The following is a 20,520-nucleotide window of genomic DNA, read 5'->3' as shown; positions in this document are numbered from 1 at the left end:
CCTGAGTGAGCGAATAAGCCTTGAGCCTTGCTCTCTGCTCTTGTATAACAAGAGTGCCGTGCCAGCAGCGGACTCCTCTCTCGCACGGGGAGGAAGCCGCTGCGCTGGTACGGCGCTTTCCGTTTCTGGCAGGTGTTCTGCCCAGACAGATGGACAGGGTTTGCCCGTGACTATCCGAACAACAGAGACTGCCTGTCGTACTTAGAGTCGCTTGCTCAGATAGACCTGAATCTCGCCCCCCTGGCTGATGACGGTGCCAGGCGGAGGATTCTGGCGCACCACCAGCCCCGGTGGCAGATCGGGATACGAAGCGTCCTCGCCCATAGCCACGACGCGCAGGCCAAACTCACTGGCGCGCTCGACTGCCGACCAATAATCAAGGCGCTGCAGATTGGGCGTCCCGTAGTTGAGCCATTTCCCTTCCAGGGTTGCCAGGACCGTTGCAAACCAGGTCTGCAGCTCCTTCTTGCTGGAGTTCTCTTTAGAGATTGCGTCTACCCGATCCTTGTACCCCTTAATCGAGTAGATCTTGTCCTGAATCAGAAAAGGATGATCGACGGTAGAAAGGATGATGTCAGCGCTGGAGCCAGGGGTCTCGATGTAGACATTGCCTATATCGAGCAGCCGCTCTATGACGCTGGAGACCGTCACTTTGATATCACGGATGTTCTTGTACTCGGTCTCCACCCGCGCCTCGTAGAGAAAAATAAGGCGGCGCTGGATGTCGATGATGCGGCGGTTCGTCAGAATGTAGACGTCGTCGACGTAGTTGATGTAGATCAGGCCCATGACCAGCAGGAGCACGACCTCGATCAGGGCGACCAGATACCAGGTTGCGGGGATAAGCTGCGAGACGCGAATCGCTAGTAGCGGAATGCAGATGAAGAAGAAGAGCGGTAGAGCCAGGTTGCGGTAGAGTACGTAGCGCGAGCGCTGAATGTATTCAACGGTGAACTCGCCCGAGGCATAATGCACATCGCAGGGGATATGCAGCGGGCCGCCAAAGGTACGCCTGGGACCACGCACGCGGTCGGGATGGCGCAGCGGATAGCGCTCATCAGCATCCTGGAGTTTGGGTACTTCCTTGCCTTTGGCCAGTTGCTCCAGCACACGGGTCAGATCCTGATCGTGGGGAGCAAGAGGTTTCTCCTCTGGCTTCTTACTCCCTTTTTTAACCTCAGCGCTCAGCCCCTCGATGGCATCCTTGACCTTCCGCGGCGCAGGCACATCCTTCATAATGAAGTCGCCCCCGGTGAGGTAAAGATGCACGTTGCCGTAGGAGAACAAAAGGCTGATCAGGCTATCCTGATCAATACCAACCTGGTTCACCTTGCTGATCTCGATCTGCTGGCGCACTGGCTGGAGCACTCCCCGCGAACTGATGATGCGCTTGTTGGTAATGATGTAGGTTTCTAACCACCAGGCAAGGAAGTCTTTCCACAGAAACCAGCCCAGGGCCGCCAGCATCAGCAGGGAGATGATCACCTCCAGGGCCAGCCACACTCCTCCAAGGACCGGTTGACGGGTGCTGGCCCAGATTACCAGCAACAAGGCCAGGGCTAGCCCAATGGTAGGCATGGCCGGCCTCAACAGAAAGATCTTGTGCTTGCGGACAACCAGCCGAACAACCTCATCGGGCTGCTGACCGGGGAAGTGCCAACGTCTGTCACGTCCCCGTCGGAATTGACGAATGTTCCAGCGCGCTCGCCCCGAGCGCCAGGGATCGTCTTTCTCCTGTTCCTCGGCAGCAATGGTTTTGGCGTCTTTCTTGCTCATCGCACACACCTCGGCTGCGTGGCAGACGACTCGTCAGGCCATCCTCGCTGGGTCTCTTCCACCTGGCCGCTCTCAGTCGTCCCTTCTTCACTCGCTGGCCTTCCCTCTCCTCTTATCCTATCCGGCTCACGCCCCTCATATCCGCCGCTACTTCTTCTTGCCAGCACTGGCCGAGACCAGTCGGATGACGACGACGACAGCGATGATAATAAAGAGCGCTAGCGCATAATAGCCTAGATGATACTGATCCAGCAGAATGAAGCCCTGGCCTAGCATCACCGCCTGGGTCTGAGGGAAAACGAGGGTCGTCAGATAGAAGACAGCAACACAGCCGGTGATAAGGGCCGGGCCAAGGCCAAGGACGCGATCCTGGGGCGTGCTCGGCTTGGGAAAGAGGCGATTGCCCAGGAGATAGCCCGCCGCAATAATGCCCGCCAGACAGAGCACGGTGACAATAGTCACCGCCCGCGGTGAGGGGTTGATACCAGGCTGATCAACAAAGAGCTGTGTCAGAAACTGCGTCAGCCCCCGCCCCACATTCAGGATCAGAAAGAGCACTGCTCCCAGCACAAATGGCAATAGGAACAGTTCACGACGCCATCCCCGACGGTAGCCGAGCCAGAGAAAGATCGGCACCAGCAGGATGAACAAGGCCGTCTGAAGAGTGAGATGCCATTCCATTGTTTTGCTTACCCTTCTCCCTCTAATGGCATCAGCCGTAGCACAGTCGCTAGCAGCACTGCAGTCCCCTGAGCAGAGTCCAGGGCGCCTACCTTACAGCGCTATACAAGCCTCTTTTAATCCCGCTCTAGCATCTATCATACCACATGTCAGCTATGAAATATAGCGCTGGATGGGTGAAAAGCTGCGGGTGTTCAACTCCCACCGGGAAGTTCTGGCCCCCATTCGCAATTTTCCCTCAGATGTGCTATACTATAAGAAATAAGAAAATGCGAGCTTGAGAAGGAGGCCCGGCCCCGTCTGGCAGGATCGAGGTAGTATCTCCGTCCATCTCGTCTCGTCCCCATCCGATGCAGCTAGCAGCGCTTGAGCATTGGCACTGACCTTTCTTTTTACTTGAGGATTTTTGCATGATGGAAGAAGTAGGCAATGTCAAAACTGTTGATATAGTTGACCAAATGACTGTGGCCTATCTGAACTACTCCATGAGCGTCATCGTCAGCCGTGCGCTGCCGGATGTGCGCGATGGCCTCAAGCCGGTGCATCGTCGCATCCTCTACGCTATGGAGCAGATGGGCCTGCAAGCCAATAAACCCTTCCGCAAATGTGCCGGTACCGTCGGCGAGGTGCTCAAACTCTACCACCCGCATGGCGACGTTGCCGTTTACGATACTCTCGTGCGCATGGCCCAGCCCTGGTCAATGCGCTATCCGCTGATCTTAGGGCAAGGTAACTTTGGTTCTCAGGACGATGATCCACCGGCGGCGATGCGCTACACAGAGGCCAAAATGGCTCCCATCGCCGACGAGATGCTACGCGACATCGACAAGGACACGGTCGACTTCGTGCCCAACTACGACAATCAGGCGAAAGAGCCAACCGTCCTGCCCGCGCGTCTACCCAATCTCCTGGTCAATGGCTCCGCTGGTATTGCCGTTGGCATGGCCACGAACATCCCCCCTCACAACCTCGTTGAGGTCTGTAACGGCATCATCTATCTGATCGACCATCCCGAAGCCACCACAGAAGACCTTTCACGCATCATTCTTGGTCCCGATTTCCCCACAGGTGGCATTATCCAGGGCCGTGAAGGCATCCGCAATATGTATGCCAACGGGCGCGGGCGCATCGTTGTCCGTGCTCGTACTCATATCGAAGAAAACGAGCGCGGGCGCGCCAGTATTGTGGTGACCGAGCTGCCCTATCAGGTCAACAAGGCCGAGCTTGTTAAAAAGATCGCCGAGCTGGCCCGTGACAAGAAGATCGAAGGGATCGCTGAGGTGCGTGACGAATCCGATCGTCGCGGCATGCGTATGGTCATCGAGCTTAAGCGCGATGCTAATCCGACCAGCGTCCTCAATTCGCTCTACAAGTACACAGCCATGCAGAGCGCCTTTAATGCCAACATGCTGGCGCTGGTCGATCGCCAGCCGCGGATTCTGACGCTCAAAGGCTTCCTGCAGCACTATATCAACCATCGTGAACAGGTGATCACGCGGCGAACCCGCTATGAGCTGGCGCGCGCGGAGGCCCGCAAGCATATCCTCGAAGGCTTCCGCAAGGCTTTCGAGCACCTCGATGCCATTCTCCAGACCATCCGCCAGTCGCAGGGCACGGAGGCCGAGCTGAATCGCACGCTGCAGGAGCAGTTCGGTTTCTCGGAGGCTCAGGCCAGCGCCATCCTCGATATGCGTCTCGCTCGCCTGGCCGCCCTCGAACGCCAGCAGGTCGAGGAGGAGCTGCGCACCGTTCAGCAGCATATCGATTACTATAACCTGGTGCTGAGCGATATCAATGAAGTGCGCAAGCTGATTAAAGCCGATCTGGAGGAGCTGAAAGAGAAGTACGGCGATCCGCGTCGCACCGATATCAGCGAAGGCGAGGCCGGCGACTTCACGGAAGAGGACCTCATTCCGAATGAAGAAGTGGTGGTGACGCTGACAGAGAAGGGTTATATCAAGCGTCTTCCCTCCAGCACATACCGCGCCCAACGCCGCGGCGGCAAGGGCGTTACCGGCATGGTCACGCGCGAGGATGATGCCGTTCGCCACTTGCTGGTGGCTCATGCTCATGACCATCTGCTCTTCTTTACTGACCGGGGCCGCGTCTATCAGCTCCGCGTCTATGAGCTGCCCGATGTCAGCCGCACGGCCCGTGGTGAGCACCTGATTAATCTGATTGCCCTCGATCAGCAAGAGCGCGTGACGGCTATCGTGGCCGTACCCAAGGGGGTCAGTCGCGACTACATGATCGTGGCGACCCGCAAGGGCGAGGTTAAGAAAACGGTCATGAGCGAGTTTGAGAGTGTGCGCCGCCAGGGCTTGATCGCCATGAATCTAGAGGAGGACGATCGCTTGATTGGCGCCAAGCTGGCACGCGCCGATGACCATGTGCTCTTGATCACTGCCCACGGCAAAGCTATCCGCTTCACTGTGGAGGAGCTGCGCGCGGCCTCGCGCATGAGCGGCGGAGTGCGCGGTATTCGGCTGGAAGAGGGCGACAGCGTGGTCTCGCTCAACCTGACTCCACGCGACAGCGAGCTGTTGGTGGTGACGGAGCGCGGCTACGGCAAGCGCACTCCCATCGAGGAGTATCCAGTGCAGAGCCGCGGCGGCAGTGGGGTGCTGACCGCCAAGGTGACAGAGAAGACCGGTCCAGTGGCGACAGCTCGTATCATTACTGATCTCGATAATGATTTGATGATTATTACTGCCGGCGGGGTGGTAATCCGTACGGAGATCAGCAATGTCTCACGCCTGGGCCGCGCGACTCAGGGCACACGCCTGATGACCATTGCAGAAGGCGATAGCGTGGTGGCGGTGGCGACGACGAACGGAAAACGCAACGGCGAGCGCGAGGAGGGCCTCACGTCGCAGGATGATCAGACACCGGGCGCCGAGAGAGAGGAGCTGCAGGCCAACGGAGAGCTGGCTTCTTCTGATGCAAACTCGGAGTCTGAGCAGGAGCAGGAGTAGACAGCCTTAGTACATGAGAGGGGAGGGCCGGCCAGATCTGGCCGGCCTCGCCCTTTTGCGGTCTCCGGGCGCTAGCGCCTTTGCGTTCGCCCTGACCCCTTCTCTGCTCTTCTATAGCTCCGCCTGCTCGTTGAAGAGCCGTGCCAGTTCGTGAGGCGATGGCAGCGGTTGGCCGGAGCGGATGCGTTGAGCTGCTAGCCGATCTTGACGGGCGCTCTGACGCACGAGTGGAAAGGGACGGCGGAACTGCCGTGCGAAGCTGGCAGCCTTCTGCTCAGAGAGCACAGCTCGCCGCTCATAGGCATAGGCCAATAGCTCCCGCTTGAGATCATCTTCGGCTTCCACCAGGAGCAGGAAAGCAAGGACAAAATCAGGTTTGCCCCGCTCGGCGTAGGAGCGCGCATACTCCAGACCATCCACGCCCTCCGCTAAGCGTTGCCGGGCCTGGACGGTAAAGACCTCTTTCAGAACGGGAGCATATAGCTCGGCAAAGGTCGCGCTCATTCCTTCTCTACCTCATTCGTGTAGCATAGCCCGATAGGCTCGCCTCTGATGGCGCTCCTCAGCTCGCCACTTCCAGGCATAGTAGATCAGCTCACGGAAAGCCCGTGCAATGACCTCCGGTCTGGCACCTGTGGCTCGCCCCCCTCTGCGGGGCAGGTGATGAACGCCAACCTCAGTATAGGTATAGCCCGCGCGCGTGAACTTGTAGAGAATCTCCGTGTTGATCATGGCGCCGCGCGTCTCTAGTTTGTGCTCGCGGAAAAACTGCGACCGGTACAGCTTAAAGGCACAGTCAATGTCGCGCACGCGCAGGCCAAAGACTAGACGCACGAGCCATTTCCAGCCCCAGGCATTGAGCTTGCGCATCCAGGTGTCCTGGCGCTTGATCCGATAGCCCAGGACCGCGTCGAAGCGCTCAATGAGCGGGAAAAACTGCTCGATGTCGCGGATATCAAACTGGCCATCAGAGTCCATGAAAAAGGCAAGGTCTTTACTCGCTGCCTCAAAGCCACTGACCAGGGCCGCCCCATAGCCGCGATTGACCGGATGGTTGATAAGCCGAATGCGTGGATCAGTGGCAGCCAGGCTTTCCACGATGGCTTTGGTGTTGTCTTTGCTGCCGTCGTTGACTACTACAACCTCAAAGTCTCGCACCCAGGGGGTCAGGGTCTCCAGCACATTTTGGAGTGTACCGGCAATGGCCGCCTCTTCGTTATGGGCAGGCAGAATGACCGAAAGGCTGTACTTCGTCTTGACTCCTGTCTCAATGGTTTCTGATTGTAATTCGCTCATAGCTCCCTGTTACTTGCCGTACGGCGGTTGAGATGAAGAAGAAGAACCGGGCATTTCTTCTGGCTCGCACGGCCCAACGGAGATGTCAGTCGCATCCTTGCTCACGTGCAGACCTTGACCATTCTGGCCCATGCATAGCCGGATGCCTGATGCCAACTGCCGGCGGAGGCGCGTGCAGGATCTACCATCCGATCGCGTGCGAACAGGCCCTATGGCATTCCAGCAAGCCTGATGGCAACTACAGAACGAGCCAGTTCCTCAGTTGTGTAATACCATTTCCCCGCCAGAATGTCCAGAGGACAGGCTCTTCGACCACAGGCTGCACCTCTACCTGCCACGCCGCGGATCTTATACGTAGCTCTTTCAGGCTCCCCACCGCTCACCTCCTGTGAGCACCCAACAGGCCAGCTGGTCCTCCCCTCAACTAACTATGAGTGTAACGCCTGCTTTAGCTCAAGAGTAACAGACCGCCGCTTACGGCTTCGCCGCGGAAGCTGATGATAACCCTCTCTTCCCAGTCCTTTGCCTCACTTCCCTCGGCCCTCCTCCTCTGGACATCATCTGCTATAATAGGCTGTGCATTTCCGATCTGGAGGCGCGAAAGAACTGGACTATGTCAGCACAACAGTACCGAGCCCTGCAGGGTTTCCGCGATATTTTGCCCGAGGAGCAGCCCTATTGGCGCTTCGTGGAGCAGACCGCCGCGGCTGTGGCCGAGTTGTATGGTTACCGCCGTATCGAGACGCCCATTCTGGAAGAGACAGGGGTCTTTCTCAAGACCTCTGGCGAAACTTCAGACGTGGTTGAGCACCAGATGTATACGTTCGAGGATCGCCCAGGAAAGGAGGGTCACGGCCAGAGTCTGACCCTGCGCCCCGAGGGAACGGCGGGTGTGGTCCGGGCATATCTGGAGCATGGGATGTTCAAGCTGCCTCAGCCCGTCAAGCTCTACTACCTCAGCGAGCCAATGTTTCGCCACGAACGCCCCCAGGCCGGGCGCTACCGCCAGCACCACCAGTTCGGCTGCGAGGCCATCGGCGAGAGTGATCCTGCGATCGATGCCGAGCTGATCGCCTTGCTCTATCAGGTCTACAGCCAGCTCGGGCTGCGAGGCATCCGCGTTCAGCTCAATAGCATCGGTGATTCAAATTGCCGCCCGCGCTACGTGGAAGCTCTGCGCGCTTACTATCACCCTTTGCTTGATCAGTGCTGCTACAACTGCCAGTCTCGCTTCCAGAAGAACCCGCTTCGTCTGCTGGATTGCAAAGAGCCTGAAGATCAGGCCAAGATCGCCGCTGCCCCCCACAGTGTTGATTACCTCTGTGACGAGTGTCGCGAGCATTTCGAGCGTGTACAGCGCTTCTTGCAGCTCTACGAGGTGCCTTTCGAGCTGAATCCTCTACTTGTGCGTGGTCTGGATTATTATACGCGTACGGTCTTCGAGTTCACTTCAGAGATGGACAATACGGCTCTCAACGGTGGGGGACGCTACGACGGACTGGCCGAACTCTTGGGCGGCCCTCCTACGCCCGGCATCGGTTTTGGCATGGGTATCGAGCGCGTCATTCTGGAGCTGAAGCGCCAGGGAATCACCCCACCTCTTCCTGAGAGGCCGCGGGCTTTTGTGGTCTACATGGGCAAGGAGCCGGCCCTCAAAGAGGCGGCAATTCGCCTGATTGCTGAGTTGCGACATGCCGGCATCAAAGCAGAGATGAGCTATGGCGATCGCAGTCCCAAAGCTCAGATGAAGCAGGCCAATACCTCGGGCGCTGTCTATGCCCTGATCATGGGAGAGGAGGAGCTGGCCAAGGGGCTGGTGACTGTCCGCTCTCTGCGCGCCGAGGGTGCTGAGGAGGCACGACAGATAGCCGTTCCTCGCTCAGAAGTCCTGCGCTATCTCCAGGTCTGAGACGAGCGAGGAGCAGAGAAGCGCCGCAGCATTCCTTACGAGCGGCCTTCTCTCCCCGCTCACTGCTGCTATTCCCTTCCTGGCGGTGAGCAGCCTCCCTTGTCGGTTCTTATCGAGAGGTGCTCCCAGTGTTATTGCTCACCCAGATCCGCGCCCGGGAGAGCCATTCTGGCTGGCAACCTGGCCGGGCGAGGTAGGCGGGATCAACTCAGCAACTGGCTCCAGTCAGCAACTGGCTCCAGGCGCTGCCTTTAGCTTGCCAGCACGCTCCGATAGTTCGCCGGCAGCTGGCAACCGCGATAGAGTGCCCCGAGCAAGGCTGGCTGTGTCTGGACCTGAATCGCTCCCCGTGGACAGCTGAGCGTCAGCGAACGCGCACCCATCCCCAGATCTTGCCTCAAGGGCTTGGGATGTCCCCCAACATCTACCACGCCGATCGGCCAGAGCTGCCCATCGATGATGAAGTCCTGCCCACTGAAGTAGAAGAAGGGCACACGGTAGCTCATCGCCGTACGCACATCGCTAATCAGTGACAGAATATGAGCGATGGCGATCTCAGCCGGATTGTAGACGTTGAGGCCGCAGCCCTGAAAACAGCCAGTGCCCTCGACGATCCAGATGTGCTCTCCCAACTTGCCACTGTTGAGATCAATGCCGAACTGTTGCGCCCAGAAGGCCAGCAGTCCGTAGAGGTTATTGACGTAATCGCCCGGATAACCATTGTGCCAGCTATCGATGAGACCCAGGGTCTGCGTGCGCCAGCTCCAGTGGCCTCCCGGATGGACGAGGGTATTCATGGCAGTCTGCATCTCGTTCAGATAGGCGACACGGACCATGAGCTTGCTGTAGTCGTCCGGCACGACCAGCGGATCGACCGAGCCGAGAATGATCTTGGCGCCAGGGTCATAGGTCTGCACAGCCTGGGCACAGAGATCATAGAAGCGCGCAAAGCGCTCAGGGGTGACATAGGTCGTCCAGGCGTCAAGCTTCATCTGCTCGTTGCCGCATTGCACGGCATCCGCTCCTGCCGAAGCAGCATCCTGGATGATGTTGGGATCGTAGAGACGTGGGGGGCCCGCGCTTGGCTGGCAAAGCGTCAGCAAGACATGGAAACCAGCAGCATGCATGCTGGCAATGGCATTTTTGAGAGCGCTGCCCTGCAAACCAGCAGCGCCACAACTGCGGTCCCCCAGACGAACCCAGGCAATGCCCCCAGCAGCGGCAGCGGTACGTCCCTCAACGCCGAGGACGGTAGCCGGATCACGGGTCGGCGAGGGGGTCGGCGAAGGGGTCGGCGTCGGCGTAAAAACCGGCGTTGGCGAGGGAGTTGGTGTCGGTCGCTGGGCAAGCGGCACCGGCGTCGGCGTGGCCTCATCGCCTACGATACCCGTGAGCGCCACCCGGTAAGCCAGGGCGGTCAGGACGACGCTGCTCAGGACAAGAACCACAGCGATAAGCAGCGTCGATCGCTTCATACTGCTCCTGAATATCATTTTCCTTCTTCAGAGACTATTACAAATAAATCAATTCACAAAGAACAAAGCGTATTTTACTTACCGATGCAGAATTCACTGAAGATGCGCTCAAGCAGGTCGGCGCTGGCAGTCTCGCCAGTGATCTCGCCGAGGGCGTGGCAGGCAGCCTGTAGATCGATCGAGACAAAATCGAGGGGCAGGCCCTGCTCCAGTGTAGCCAGGGCGGCCTGCAGATGCTGAGAGGCCAGGCGCAGGGCTTCCTGGTGGCGCAGGTTCGTCACCAGCACGCTATCGCCTTGCAGCGCTCTGCCGGCCAGCACCAGATTGGCGATCGTCTCCTCCAGCTGGCTCAATCCCTCGCCCGTCAGCGTTGAAGTCATGACCAGCGGAGCCTCGGGCCAGAAGCGACGCACCTGCTCAAGCGGCAGTGAGCGCGGGCGGTCGATCTTATTCAGCACCAGAATCACCGGGCGTCCGGCACGGCCATTGGTCGTCATGCTGCCCTCCTGACCAAAACCTAGACGCTGGAGCTCCTCACAGACCTGACGGTCCTGAGCAGTAAAGTCTTCAGCGCAGTCGAAGACCAGCAGCACCAGGTCAGCGCTCTCGGCGGCGGCACGGCTGCGCTGAATGCCAATTTGTTCGACTGGGTCGTCCGTAGGCGTGATACCAGCAGTATCGATCAGGTGGAGAGGGATACCTCGGAGATTGGCCACTTCCTCCACCGTATCGCGGGTTGTACCGGCGATCGGTGTAACGATGGCGCGCTCGCTGCGCAGCAGGGCATTCAGGAGGCTTGACTTGCCGACGTTGGGGCGACCGATGATGACGGTGCGCAGGCCATGACGATAGAGGCGCCCCTGCTCTGCCCCGGCCAGCAATTCGTCTATCATGCGCAGGGCCGTCAGCATGTGGGGACGCAGCTCGTCGGCGCGAGGAGTCGGAATATCGTCTTCGGGGAAATCAATGCTCGCCTCGATGCGCGCTAAGACGCCCAGAACAGTCTGCCGGGCCTCACGCAAACGGGCCGACACGCGCCCCTGCAGCTGCTGCATGGCCAGCTGCAACCCCGCCTCGGTGCGGGCGCTGATGACATCCATGACAGCCTCGGCCTGCGCCAGATCGAGGCGTCCGTTGAGAAAGGCACGCAGGGTAAACTCGCCCGGCTGCGCAAGCCGTGCCCCCTGTTCCAGCACGAGGCGCAGAATACGCTGCAAGACGAGCGGCCCGCCGTGTCCCTGAATCTCAACCACATCTTCGCGGGTATAGGTGTGGGGCCGACGCATGAAAGCCACCAGCACCTCATCGAGCACCTCACCACTCCGCGGGTCAACAATCCGCCCATAGGTGAGCTGATGCGAGGGTGGGAGCGCCTGCTCCCCACCGGGACGGCGAAAGAGCGGGAGCACAATGGAGAAAGCTGCCTCCCCACTCACGCGCACAATGCCAATGCCACCCACACCAGGAGGGGTAGCGATCGCTGCTATGGTGTCACTTTGCATGGCTCCTCGCATAGTCCGCATTATAGTCCCGTCCTCTCTGACACGCAAGAGGACTCTAGCCAGCGGCTAGCAGACGCTCAGGGTGCGTGTAGACGTTCATTGAACGTCCCCGCAGGAAGCCCACAAGCGTGATGCCCGCTTGCTCCGCCAGCTCCACAGCCAGACTCGATGGTGCCGAGATAGCGGCCACGCAAGGGATACGGGCAGAGAGAGCTTTCTGTATAATTTCGAACGAGGTCCGCCCGCTGACCATGAGCATGTGCTCGCGGTAGGGGAAGGTGCCCTGGAGCAGGCCATAGCCCACGAGCTTGTCCACCGCATTGTGTCGCCCGACGTCTTCGCGCAGGAGCAGCAGGTCCCCCTGGAGGGAGAAGAGAGCCGCTGCATGCAGGCCACCAGTATGGGAGAAAACAGCCTGGGCCGCCCGTAGCCGCTCAGGCAGCATGTAGAGCGTCTCAGCTCGCAAACGCAGCCTATCTGGCTCTAGCGGAGTAAGCGAGCTGAGCAGATCCGCAATACTGTTCTTGCCACACAATCCACAGCTAGAGGAGACCGCGAAATGACGCTCAAAGGTAGCCTGGCAAGCGGCTCCACTACTGGCCTGCTCGGCCTGGGCTTCGCTGCTGCGCAGGGTGACCTCTATGACGTTGGGCAGTGGAAGGCCATCGGCGTCGAGGGCCTCCTCAACACGCAGCACCTCCTGCGCCGAGCGAATGAGGCCCTCATTGAAAAGGAAGCCCAGGGCCAGCTCGCGATCGTGGCCAGGGGTGCGCATAATGATCGCGAGACTGCGCTGGTTAAGCCGGACCTCCAGCGGCTCTTCGACGGCCAGCGCCTCTTCGCGTGGCTGAGAACGTTCTTCCTCCCAGTGCAGCACGCGCGCACTCATGACGCGCAGCGGATCAACGATAGAGCGCCAAAAATGGGTAGCAGTCATGGTGCCATTCTCCTTCATCGTACCGCGCCCTCACCAGGCACTCGCCAGATGAGCTGGCCCACCTACAACGGCAGGTAGGGCCTCACACTCTCTCCTACTCCGCCATCGGCCTTCACCAGTCCTCATTGACGCCCCGCATCTGGCCATGCTAGGATTCAGGCAAGGTCGCGCACCCGATCCGTCAAGGTATTTCTCACGCAGCGAAGAGAGCTGTCAGGCTGTCCTAGTGAGCAGAGGACAGCCCAGCTCAGGTCGATCCCAGGTCGAGGTTTGAGCAATGCACCACTATGTCAAGTCGTCGAGCGAGCTTCTGCGCAAGCGCGGCTACCGTCTCACGCCGCAGCGCTCGATGATCTTGAACGTTATTCACGAAGCAGACGCCCATCTAAGCATTGAACAGATCAGCGAGCGCGTTCAGCAGCAAAATCCCGCGGTCAGCCTCTCAACCATCTATCGCACGCTCGAACTCCTCAAGGAGCTAGGGCTCGTGCGAGAGAACCGTCTTCCGGGGGAGCCACCACGCTACGAGCGCGCGCCGGGCAAGGCCCATCACCATTTGATCTGCCGTGGCTGCCACGTCATTATCCATCTCGACGAGAATCTGCTTGGCAATCTGCATGAAGACCTGCAGCAGCAGTACGGCTTTCACGGCCTAACGCTGGACCTGGTGGCCAGCGGTTACTGTCAGGCTTGCTGGCAGAAAAGACAATCTTTCCCTTCAGCAGACGAGCCGACCGCAGGGATGAAGAGCACCAGCACCCCAGACGAGAGCTGAACGCCACAGCGCCTGCCAGATTGGAGCGAGCAAGCAGCATAGCTGTGGGCGCCGAGCGACGAGGTTCCCCTCCGGCCCATTTCCTCGCTCACGCTGGCGGCGGGCGCTTGCGGCGCCTTCTCTTCAGCCCAGCCCAGCCTGGTCCGGTCCTGCTCTAAGCCGACTGGCTGGCCTGGAAATGGCGCAGCATTTCCTCCAGACTATCGCCTCCGTACTTCTCTAGGAGGGCTTCGGTCAAGACGATGGCCATCATCGCCTCACCGACTACGCCACCGGCGGGCACTACGCAGACATCGCTGCGCTCATAGCGGGTCTGATCAATATTCTCGCCACTGGCCAGATCGACGGCGGGTAGCGGATGAGCCAGAGAAGGGATGGGTTTGAGCGCCACACGTACCACCAGTGGCTCGCCGTTAGTGATCCCTCCTTCGATGCCCCCAGCGTTGTTCGTCACATGGTACCAGCTTCCGTCAGCCCCATGTCGCAGCACATCATGCACTTGAGAGCCAGTGCGCCGCGCCGCCTCCAGTCCCGCACCAATCTCGACAGCCTTGGCCGACGGAATGCTGAGCATGGCCAGACCCAGGCGCGCGCTCAAACGTCGATCCCACTGACTATAGCTGCCCAGCCCGATCGGGACCCCCAGGGCGACGACCTCGAAGACCCCACCGCAGGTGTCGCCAGCCCGCTTTGCTTCTAGAATACGAGCAATCATACGCTCGGTCAAGGCGGGATCAGCGCAGCGCATCGGTGAGGCTTCTACCTGTTCCCACAGGCTCGGGGGATAGGCGTCGCGGGTTAGGGGACGCGGCTCCTCATAGCCTACGTCGGCAATGGCCAGAACATGACTGTGAATGGAGATCCCAAAGGGCTGAAGCAGCTGGCGGCAGAGAGACCCTACAGCCACACGCGCCGCGGTTTCGCGCGAGCTGGCCCGTTCAATCACATTGCGCACATCGCGATGACCATATTTCATGGCTCCTGTAAAATCGGCGTGACCGGGGCGCACGCGCGTCACCGGTTCGGGCCGCTCCTCCACCGGTTCAGGACTCATCGCCTGCTGCCAGTTGACCCAGTCACGGTTTTCAATCTGCATGGTCACCGGAGAACCAAGGGTCCGCCCATGCCGGATGCCAGAGAGAAAACGCACGCTGTCTTTCTCGATCTTCATGCGTCCTCCACGCCCATAGCCACCCTGGCGACGACGGAGATCACGGTCAATAGCCTCGCGATCGATCTCTAGTCCGGCAGGCAGCCCTTCAACGATGATAGTCAAGCAGGGACCATGCGATTCACCCGCGGTGAGAAAGCGAAACATGATAGACTCACCCTCCCAAAAGTCCAGGTTGCCTTGATTATACAGGGAAAGAGGGCAGGCCGTCAGTAGGAGACGCTGACCCTCTGGTTTTCATTGAGAGCAGACCGTCAGGCAGGGGCAAAGGGGCACGGGAAGATAGTACCAGCGGTGGAGAGCTTCTGCGCTATCTTCTCATAGAGAGAGATTGATACACAGTTCAGGCAGATCGGCTACCAGACAGCACTCTTAAAGCGGAGGGAAGCCCCTGCTTGAATTTCGATTGAACTGTGCATAGCATTGCGATGACTGCTGCAATACGCTGTTCATTCATGAGACCATGAGCGTGAGACAGCTTTAGTTGTAACACAAGAAAGGGACTTTTTTGCATGCTGATTTTTCCTTGCTATTGACACAACAATAAAAAGAATTTACAATCTCTTTTATGAGGAAGTTATCTATTTATTGACTCCCCATTCATATTCACGAGTGTGCTGTACGTAGGAGGGTTCTATGTCACCAAAGACGCCCAACCACCTCGGGTCTTCAGTAGGGGCAAGAGTGCGAGCGATCAGGCAAGCCAGGAAACTGACTCAGAGCCAACTGGCAGGTCAAGATTTCTCCGTCAGCTACATCTCAGCCATTGAACGCGGACAGATTCAACCTTCCATTCGGGCGCTGGAGATCCTGGCGAGCCGGCTGAACGTTTCCCCCGCTCAGCTTCTGGCCGAGACTGGAGGTGGACCCCTTGCTCAGCCAGCTGTAGCCGCCCGTGATGGACGGCATGCCCCCGCAGGCGAGGATGAACTGCACCTGCGGCTACTGGAGAGCGAGATCTGGATTCATGAGGGCGAGCTGGCCCGGGCCACCGCCGCCTTGTATGATTTGATCAGTACCATGCTCCCGCGCCAGGATAAGGCGCGGGTCTATTATCTTCTTGCCCTTGCCGCCTTCTCCGTCGGACGCCTTTCCGAGGCTGAGCGCTCCCTCGAAGAGTCTCGCCAGCTTCTAAGTGATTATGAACCTTCTCCTTTAAAAGCTCGTATTCTTTATTTTTCTGGTCTTGTACATTTCTCTATGCAAAATTATTATTTAGCAGAATTCTTCTATAATGAAAGTATCAATATCTCCGACAAAATCACGCCGAAAGATTACTTTCTATTAATTCGATGCCATCTTGACCTTGGACAGTATTATCTCAAACGGGGCGACAACGAACGCGCGATCGCCGCTCTGAAACAGGCAGCAGCGCTGAGCGAGAAGGCGGCAGTGATGCCTGCTCAACGTCCCGAACAGGCCTACACCGAGCTAAGCGCAGGCTATGCTCGTCAGGGTAACTATTCACTGGCTCTGCTCAGCGCTCACAAAGCCCTGGCGGTTCAGGCACAGCGATGGCTCAGCCGTTTACAAGGCGAGATGACCCATCTGCTCTATCACGCCCGTTTGCAGAGCGGGGATGAGGCCAGCCGACGCCAAGCGCTTGCGACCTTAGAAGATCTGCAGCAACGGGCAAGAGAGCCCCTGCAGGCTGCTAGCATTGCTTTTCACCTGGCACGCTGGCATTTTCATCATGAGCACCAGCTGGCAGAAGCCAGACGTTACAGCGAGCAGGCCCTGGCTCTGGCGCGCACCTTTGGCGACAACCTCATTCAGGCCGAGGCCCTTTTTCTTCTCGGCCAGCTCGCTTACCAGGAGGGCCAATACGAGCACGGCGATCAACTCTGTCGCGAGGCGCTTGTTCTGTTGGAGCGCCTCCATATTGACCGCGATCAGCTCGCTGAATACTACAGCACTTATGCTCACCTGCTTGAGGGACGAGGGAACGCACGTGAAGCCTTTCTCTACTTCCGTCGTGCTTACGAGATCGCCCAGCACCGCACTCGTCCCTGAACGGAGATCCGTTTTCTCCCCACCTCTGTCTTTGCTCAAGGTTAGTGTTTGCTCCTCATCAGGACGGGCAGGGGCGCAATTCAAGGCGCATGAAAGCGACTTCAAGCATGTTGCGCTCCTCTGGCTTGCTCAGCTGGAGTGAAGTGCGCCCTAATGGGAAGCGCAGTCGGCCCTGGGAATCCACCGTCTCTGGAGAACGAATTGCTTGCGGGCTGCCGCCGAACCACTCCACAGCCTCAACAAGGGTACCGAGAGGAAGTGCTGCTTCCAGGTATTGGCCATGCAGCTCCGGGGGTAATCCCTCAAGGAAGAGAACAAGGAGGTCGTCCTCCTGCTCTATTCTGCCTTCATAGGGACCAGCCTGCAAGAGGATCACCGCCGGGGTCGCCTGCTGGCCAGATAGGCCCGCACTCGCCAAAGGGGCCATGCTCCTGCGCACAGAGCGCGCCACAGGACCGGGCTGGCGCAGCTCGTAGGCATAAAGCGGCGGTTCACGAGGTGGTCCCTCGCGCCCGGCTACCAGACTGGCCACGCGTACCAAATCGTGCAAGGCTCGCTCGCGCTGTTGCGTCAGGCCAACGCTCAGGCGGATCGCTCGCTGCAAAAGCTGCCGGGCCGCGACGAGGGCATCTTCGCGCTCCGGCTCGCGTTCAGCCTGACGCAACAGCAGCTCTGCCTGGCGAATGAGGGCCTGACAGAGATGCACCAGAGACCGCGCTGGCGCTGGCGAAACGGTCGCCGGAGGGCGCAAAAGGGCCTCCTGCTCAGGCGAGAGAGGCTGATCCACCAGGGTTTTCCCCAGCGCAGCGTAGGTTTCCACATAGGCGCCTCGGCAAAGCGAACAACCAATCAAATGATAGATAAGTCCAGCATAACGAAGGTAAACCTGACTATCATGTCGAAGCAGTGATTCACAAAAATCAGGTATCTGCTGATAGAGGAGCAGGTGGTCGTCGTTGCTCTGGAGCAAAGTGAGCTGCTCGCCTGGAGATGAGGGGGAAGGAGCCGGCGCATTGGGGGGTAGCATCAACTCCTGCAACCAACGTGCCAGTCCCCCAGAAGAACCCGGATGTGGCTGGTTCATTTCGCTCTCATAGTTGTTGTGGTTGCTCATTCACAACCTCCTTCCTTCCTCTTGATCTGGGGGGAAATCACGATTTGCTGCTATTCGACCCGATAGTAACGGGCCAACCGGCGGAGGCGAGCAGCATCAAGATGCACGACCTCATCCCCCTCATGCCAGTTCAGCAAGCCCTCGAAAGTCAGTTGCCTCAGCCCTTGCTTGACCTCGGCCAGCGTCAGCCCCTGGCTCACCAGATCCTGTATCGATATCGCTATCTCGCCGCTAGCCTCGTTGCTACGAGATGAGAGCAAAGCCTCATACTCTGTTAGACGCAGAGCAACAACAACCGCCAAATTGGAACTCAGTGACTGCAGGCAAGCGCGGAGCTTCTTATAAGCGTGGTCGCGATGCTGACTCAGGTGAGCCAGGGGAGTCTCAGCAGGAAGGAGAGTGATAGAGATCGCCTGCAGTTCCTCTACCACCTCGCGAGCCAGATCCACAGCCCCTACCGTTTCCAGTTCCTGTAACACTGCTCGCAGCTGGCGTGGAGCACTGGCGAGCGCTTTAATACAGTGCTTCAACAAGATGCGCAGCTCCTGCTGAGTCACGGCAGCCAGGGCCGCTTCTTCAGGATGAGCAAAGGGAGCCACGCCCCATAGCGGTGTAGTGACCTCGCCCAAAGGATCGGCCTCGCCCTGGTACTCCTCGCTCTCTTGCAGGGCCGAAAAGGGGAGCATCTGTCGGTGTTGACGGCGCAAGCGATCGATCGCCTTATGACGCACACAATTATTGAGGAAAGCATAGAATTGGGGTTCGCTCAGGCGATCCAGCACTGTCTCAGGCTGCCGGTCTCCCCCCCCCAGCAGGCCCAAGGTTACCAGACGCTCGACCACGTGATTGACCACCAGGTCGACCTCTTCAGCATCGTACTGCAGCGGCCCCAGGTAGCGCTGAGCCCGCTGCCGGAGGAAAGCTTCCAGCGCTGGAAAGCTTTTTTCCGGCTCATATCTTAGGTCACGGGCCGTGAATGACATGCTCAAGATTCCCCTTTAAAGACTTTAGGATCAGGCGGAGCCTCTCTCCCGAAGGCAGTGTGAGCGTGGGCAGGATCTCACAGCAGTATATCTGCTTTTGAGCCATCAAGCAAGGAGACAGAGCACAGAGAAGCGTTCCACAACGCAATGGAGGATGATGCCCCTTATCTTCTCTAATGTCAGGTGGGGAGTGCATCAGGAACGACGATAAAAGAAGGGGGAGAGAGAGGACCACCGTGGCGCGCAGGAGCAGCGCCGCGGTGGGAGCGCCTTGGACGAGAAGGCCAGGGGTCCGAACGGGCAGCAACCGAACAACTCTTCAGGCGGCTGGCAGCGCTGCCAGCCGACGACAACTTTGGGCAGGTCAGCCGGGTCAACAGCCAGCGTCTCCGCCAGGGCTATAAGATCTGCCAAGGCGGCAGAAGAGTAGCCCCGGTCCTACTGCCCGCCTCATGTGGGCGGTAGTGGGCCAGGCAGGCTACTCTAGATCACCCAACTTCCCCTGGCGCTGGTGCTCATAGGCCTTCTTAATGGCATTGAGACTACGCTGCACCTCACCCCGCTGCTCTAAAAGATTCGCATAGCGGAAGTAGGCACTGGCAGCCAGCTCGTGGGCATTGGCCCGATCAAGGAGGTCCAGGGCCTGATGGAACAACTCATCAGCGCCAGAGAAATCACTCTCCTGGTGACGGATCTGAGCCAGAGCAATCAGGGCCTGCCCCTGCGTGCGCGGGTCCTGACTGGCACGAGCCAGATTGAGAGCCTCCTGGGCTTCACGCTCGGCCTCGACCAGCTTCCCTTCCTTCAGCAGCAGCTCCGCCAAACTGGTATGACAGAGTGAGGCAGCCACCTCATCACTCAATTCGCGCTCGATCTCAATAGCGTGACGATATTCCTGCTCAGCCCCGGCCAGATCGTTTTGCTTCTCCAGGGCCTTGCCAAGCTGCTGATGGGTCAGACCCATCAGACGCTGCTCATCGCGCATCTCGTAGATGGCCAGGCTGCGCATCGCATAGTCGCGAGCCATTGCCAGTTTGCCAGCGCTACGATACTGCTGACTGATCTCCATATAGCGACGGGCGAAGGCCCGACTATCGCGATAGACTTCATCAAGGGTTTCCAAAGCACGATGATAGAAAGTCACCGCCTTCTCCAGCTCGCCGAGGCGGAAGTAGTCATTCGCTAGATTGCTAAAGACCTCTAGAGCAAAGATCGGGTCCTTAATCTGACCAGCCTCGATGACTTCCAGGCAACGCTGATGGTTCTCCAAGGCGAGCGTGTAGTTATAGAGGAGAAAGTAAGCTTTGCCGAGGTAGTTGCGCGCACGCTCGCTGTATTCGATTTCATTCATGCCCTCGCCCTGGTTGACTGCGGCCCGCAGATCCACGACGGCCTCCTGATATTCCCCAGCCCCAAGATGGATCAGGCCCCGCAACAGATAGAGACGAAAAGCCTGGTCGGTAGTGAGACGCTCGGGCTGGAGGGGCGCCAGCAACTGCGTCGCCTGCTCGTAGGCTTGCTGCTGGATGAGGATGCCAGCATGCAAGAGATCGACCTCGACCCGCTGGTCAGGACCGGAGTCCGCCGGCGAGTAGCCAACAGCTCGCGCCTCAGCCGCGCCCGCGGGCGAGCCTTCTAACAAGAAGGTAAGCGGGACATCGAGCCGCCGGGCGAGAATAGACAGAGCTTTGAGCGAAGGGCGGATCTTACCTCGCTCGATGGCGGAGATATATGAAATTGAGAACTCGGGCGACGCCAGTTGCGCCTGGGTGAGGCCCAACCGCGTGCGCACCTCACGGATATTGGTGCCCACTCGGGCAGCAACCGCTTTACCCACGTTCGCAGTTTCTGTCGACGGCATAAGGACTTTCCTTTCCGAGATTCCGCTTGCTCTCTCGAAAGTATGCTTGCTT

15 protein-coding genes are annotated in these 20,520 nt (G+C 58.8%); 4 read left to right on the top strand and 11 right to left on the bottom strand.

Features of this window, described 5'->3' with window-relative positions:
* Positions 1 to 201: 201 nt before the first annotated feature.
* Both IRZ31_RS07735 and IRZ31_RS07730 read right to left on the bottom strand, forming a co-directional pair.
* A complete protein-coding gene (locus tag IRZ31_RS07735; protein WP_297151964.1) occupies positions 202 to 1,776 on the bottom strand; it encodes a PH domain-containing protein in 1,575 nt (524 codons plus the stop codon).
* Positions 1,777 to 1,923: 147 nt separating this feature from the next.
* Positions 1,924 to 2,457, bottom strand: coding sequence for a hypothetical protein (locus IRZ31_RS07730; protein ID WP_297151960.1), 534 nt, complete (start codon positions 2,455 to 2,457; stop codon positions 1,924 to 1,926).
* A 410-nt stretch (positions 2,458 to 2,867) separates the two neighbouring features.
* Between IRZ31_RS07730 and gyrA the strand changes: the two genes are divergently transcribed.
* A complete protein-coding gene (gyrA, locus tag IRZ31_RS07725; RefSeq protein WP_297151958.1) occupies positions 2,868 to 5,432 on the top strand; it encodes a DNA gyrase subunit A in 2,565 nt (854 codons plus the stop codon).
* Positions 5,433 to 5,543: 111 nt separating this feature from the next.
* Here the strand turns inward: gyrA and IRZ31_RS07720 are convergent, their stop codons facing one another.
* Together IRZ31_RS07720 and IRZ31_RS07715 are read right to left on the bottom strand one after the other, a co-directional pair.
* The gene (locus tag IRZ31_RS07720; RefSeq protein WP_297151955.1) at positions 5,544 to 5,936 is read right to left on the bottom strand and encodes a hypothetical protein; all 393 of its coding nucleotides are present in this window, start codon (positions 5,934 to 5,936) and stop codon (positions 5,544 to 5,546) included.
* 12 nt (positions 5,937 to 5,948) lie between these two features.
* Positions 5,949 to 6,728 (bottom strand): glycosyltransferase family 2 protein, encoded by a 780-nt coding sequence (locus IRZ31_RS07715; protein ID WP_297151952.1) that lies wholly within the window; start codon positions 6,726 to 6,728, stop codon positions 5,949 to 5,951.
* 613 nt (positions 6,729 to 7,341) lie between these two features.
* Here IRZ31_RS07715 and hisS point away from each other — a divergent pair.
* The gene (hisS, locus tag IRZ31_RS07710) at positions 7,342 to 8,637 is read left to right on the top strand and encodes a histidine--tRNA ligase (protein ID WP_297151948.1); all 1,296 of its coding nucleotides are present in this window, start codon (positions 7,342 to 7,344) and stop codon (positions 8,635 to 8,637) included.
* Positions 8,638 to 8,888: 251 nt separating this feature from the next.
* On the opposite strand, the gene IRZ31_RS07705 is transcribed toward hisS, so the two are convergent.
* The 3 genes from IRZ31_RS07705 to fdhD all read right to left on the bottom strand — a co-directional run bounded on the left by IRZ31_RS07705 (position 8,889) and on the right by fdhD (position 12,551).
* Positions 8,889 to 10,112: a hypothetical protein gene (locus tag IRZ31_RS07705; protein ID WP_297151945.1), complete on the bottom strand. Its 1,224-nt coding sequence runs from the start codon at positions 10,110 to 10,112 to the stop codon at positions 8,889 to 8,891.
* A gap of 74 nt (positions 10,113 to 10,186) precedes the next feature.
* A complete protein-coding gene (gene mnmE / locus IRZ31_RS07700) occupies positions 10,187 to 11,614 on the bottom strand; it encodes a tRNA uridine-5-carboxymethylaminomethyl(34) synthesis GTPase MnmE (RefSeq protein WP_297151942.1) in 1,428 nt (475 codons plus the stop codon).
* A gap of 55 nt (positions 11,615 to 11,669) precedes the next feature.
* A complete protein-coding gene (fdhD, locus tag IRZ31_RS07695) occupies positions 11,670 to 12,551 on the bottom strand; it encodes a formate dehydrogenase accessory sulfurtransferase FdhD (RefSeq protein WP_297151939.1) in 882 nt (293 codons plus the stop codon).
* A gap of 277 nt (positions 12,552 to 12,828) precedes the next feature.
* Here fdhD and IRZ31_RS07690 point away from each other — a divergent pair, with 277 nt between their 5' ends.
* Entirely contained in the window at positions 12,829 to 13,326 is a 498-nt protein-coding gene (locus IRZ31_RS07690; protein WP_297151936.1) for a Fur family transcriptional regulator, read from the top strand.
* Between the two features lie 154 nt (positions 13,327 to 13,480).
* On the opposite strand, the gene aroC is transcribed toward IRZ31_RS07690, so the two are convergent.
* The gene (aroC, locus tag IRZ31_RS07685; RefSeq protein WP_297151933.1) at positions 13,481 to 14,644 is read right to left on the bottom strand and encodes a chorismate synthase; all 1,164 of its coding nucleotides are present in this window, start codon (positions 14,642 to 14,644) and stop codon (positions 13,481 to 13,483) included.
* A 489-nt stretch (positions 14,645 to 15,133) separates the two neighbouring features.
* Here aroC and IRZ31_RS07680 point away from each other — a divergent pair, with 489 nt between their 5' ends.
* Positions 15,134 to 16,510 (top strand): helix-turn-helix transcriptional regulator, encoded by a 1,377-nt coding sequence (locus tag IRZ31_RS07680; RefSeq protein WP_297151929.1) that lies wholly within the window; start codon positions 15,134 to 15,136, stop codon positions 16,508 to 16,510.
* 58 nt (positions 16,511 to 16,568) lie between these two features.
* Here the strand turns inward: IRZ31_RS07680 and IRZ31_RS07675 are convergent, their stop codons facing one another.
* From IRZ31_RS07675 to IRZ31_RS07665, 3 genes are all read right to left on the bottom strand, one after another.
* Positions 16,569 to 17,624, bottom strand: coding sequence for a hypothetical protein (locus IRZ31_RS07675; protein ID WP_297151927.1), 1,056 nt, complete (start codon positions 17,622 to 17,624; stop codon positions 16,569 to 16,571).
* A gap of 50 nt (positions 17,625 to 17,674) precedes the next feature.
* On the bottom strand, positions 17,675 to 18,607 hold the full coding sequence (locus IRZ31_RS07670; RefSeq protein ID WP_297151925.1) for a hypothetical protein: 933 nt from the start codon (positions 18,605 to 18,607) through the stop codon (positions 17,675 to 17,677).
* A 478-nt stretch (positions 18,608 to 19,085) separates the two neighbouring features.
* Positions 19,086 to 20,468, bottom strand: a complete 1,383-nt coding sequence (locus IRZ31_RS07665; protein WP_297151922.1) for a helix-turn-helix domain-containing protein — start codon at positions 20,466 to 20,468, stop codon at positions 19,086 to 19,088.
* Between the last annotated feature and the right edge of the window lie 52 nt (positions 20,469 to 20,520).

The organism is Thermogemmatispora sp. (genome assembly GCF_019683635.1).
In the GTDB taxonomy this organism is placed as follows: domain Bacteria; phylum Chloroflexota; class Ktedonobacteria; order Ktedonobacterales; family Ktedonobacteraceae; genus Thermogemmatispora.
Note: the sequence above shows the minus strand (reverse complement) of the source record. Positions and strands in the feature narration are given on the sequence as shown.

Coding starts and splice junctions, on each gene's coding strand:
- IRZ31_RS07735 (WP_297151964.1), bottom strand. CDS start 1,776: ATGAGCAAGAAAGACGCCAAAACCATTGCTGCCGAGGAACAGGAGAAA.
- IRZ31_RS07730 (WP_297151960.1), bottom strand. CDS start 2,457: ATGGAATGGCATCTCACTCTTCAGACGGCCTTGTTCATCCTGCTGGTG.
- gyrA (WP_297151958.1), top strand. CDS start 2,868: ATGATGGAAGAAGTAGGCAATGTCAAAACTGTTGATATAGTTGACCAA.
- IRZ31_RS07720 (WP_297151955.1), bottom strand. CDS start 5,936: ATGAGCGCGACCTTTGCCGAGCTATATGCTCCCGTTCTGAAAGAGGTC.
- IRZ31_RS07715 (WP_297151952.1), bottom strand. CDS start 6,728: ATGAGCGAATTACAATCAGAAACCATTGAGACAGGAGTCAAGACGAAG.
- hisS (WP_297151948.1), top strand. CDS start 7,342: ATGTCAGCACAACAGTACCGAGCCCTGCAGGGTTTCCGCGATATTTTG.
- IRZ31_RS07705 (WP_297151945.1), bottom strand. CDS start 10,112: ATGAAGCGATCGACGCTGCTTATCGCTGTGGTTCTTGTCCTGAGCAGC.
- mnmE (WP_297151942.1), bottom strand. CDS start 11,614: ATGCAAAGTGACACCATAGCAGCGATCGCTACCCCTCCTGGTGTGGGT.
- fdhD (WP_297151939.1), bottom strand. CDS start 12,551: ATGACTGCTACCCATTTTTGGCGCTCTATCGTTGATCCGCTGCGCGTC.
- IRZ31_RS07690 (WP_297151936.1), top strand. CDS start 12,829: ATGCACCACTATGTCAAGTCGTCGAGCGAGCTTCTGCGCAAGCGCGGC.
- aroC (WP_297151933.1), bottom strand. CDS start 14,644: ATGTTTCGCTTTCTCACCGCGGGTGAATCGCATGGTCCCTGCTTGACT.
- IRZ31_RS07680 (WP_297151929.1), top strand. CDS start 15,134: ATGTCACCAAAGACGCCCAACCACCTCGGGTCTTCAGTAGGGGCAAGA.
- IRZ31_RS07675 (WP_297151927.1), bottom strand. CDS start 17,624: ATGAGCAACCACAACAACTATGAGAGCGAAATGAACCAGCCACATCCG.
- IRZ31_RS07670 (WP_297151925.1), bottom strand. CDS start 18,607: ATGTCATTCACGGCCCGTGACCTAAGATATGAGCCGGAAAAAAGCTTT.
- IRZ31_RS07665 (WP_297151922.1), bottom strand. CDS start 20,468: ATGCCGTCGACAGAAACTGCGAACGTGGGTAAAGCGGTTGCTGCCCGA.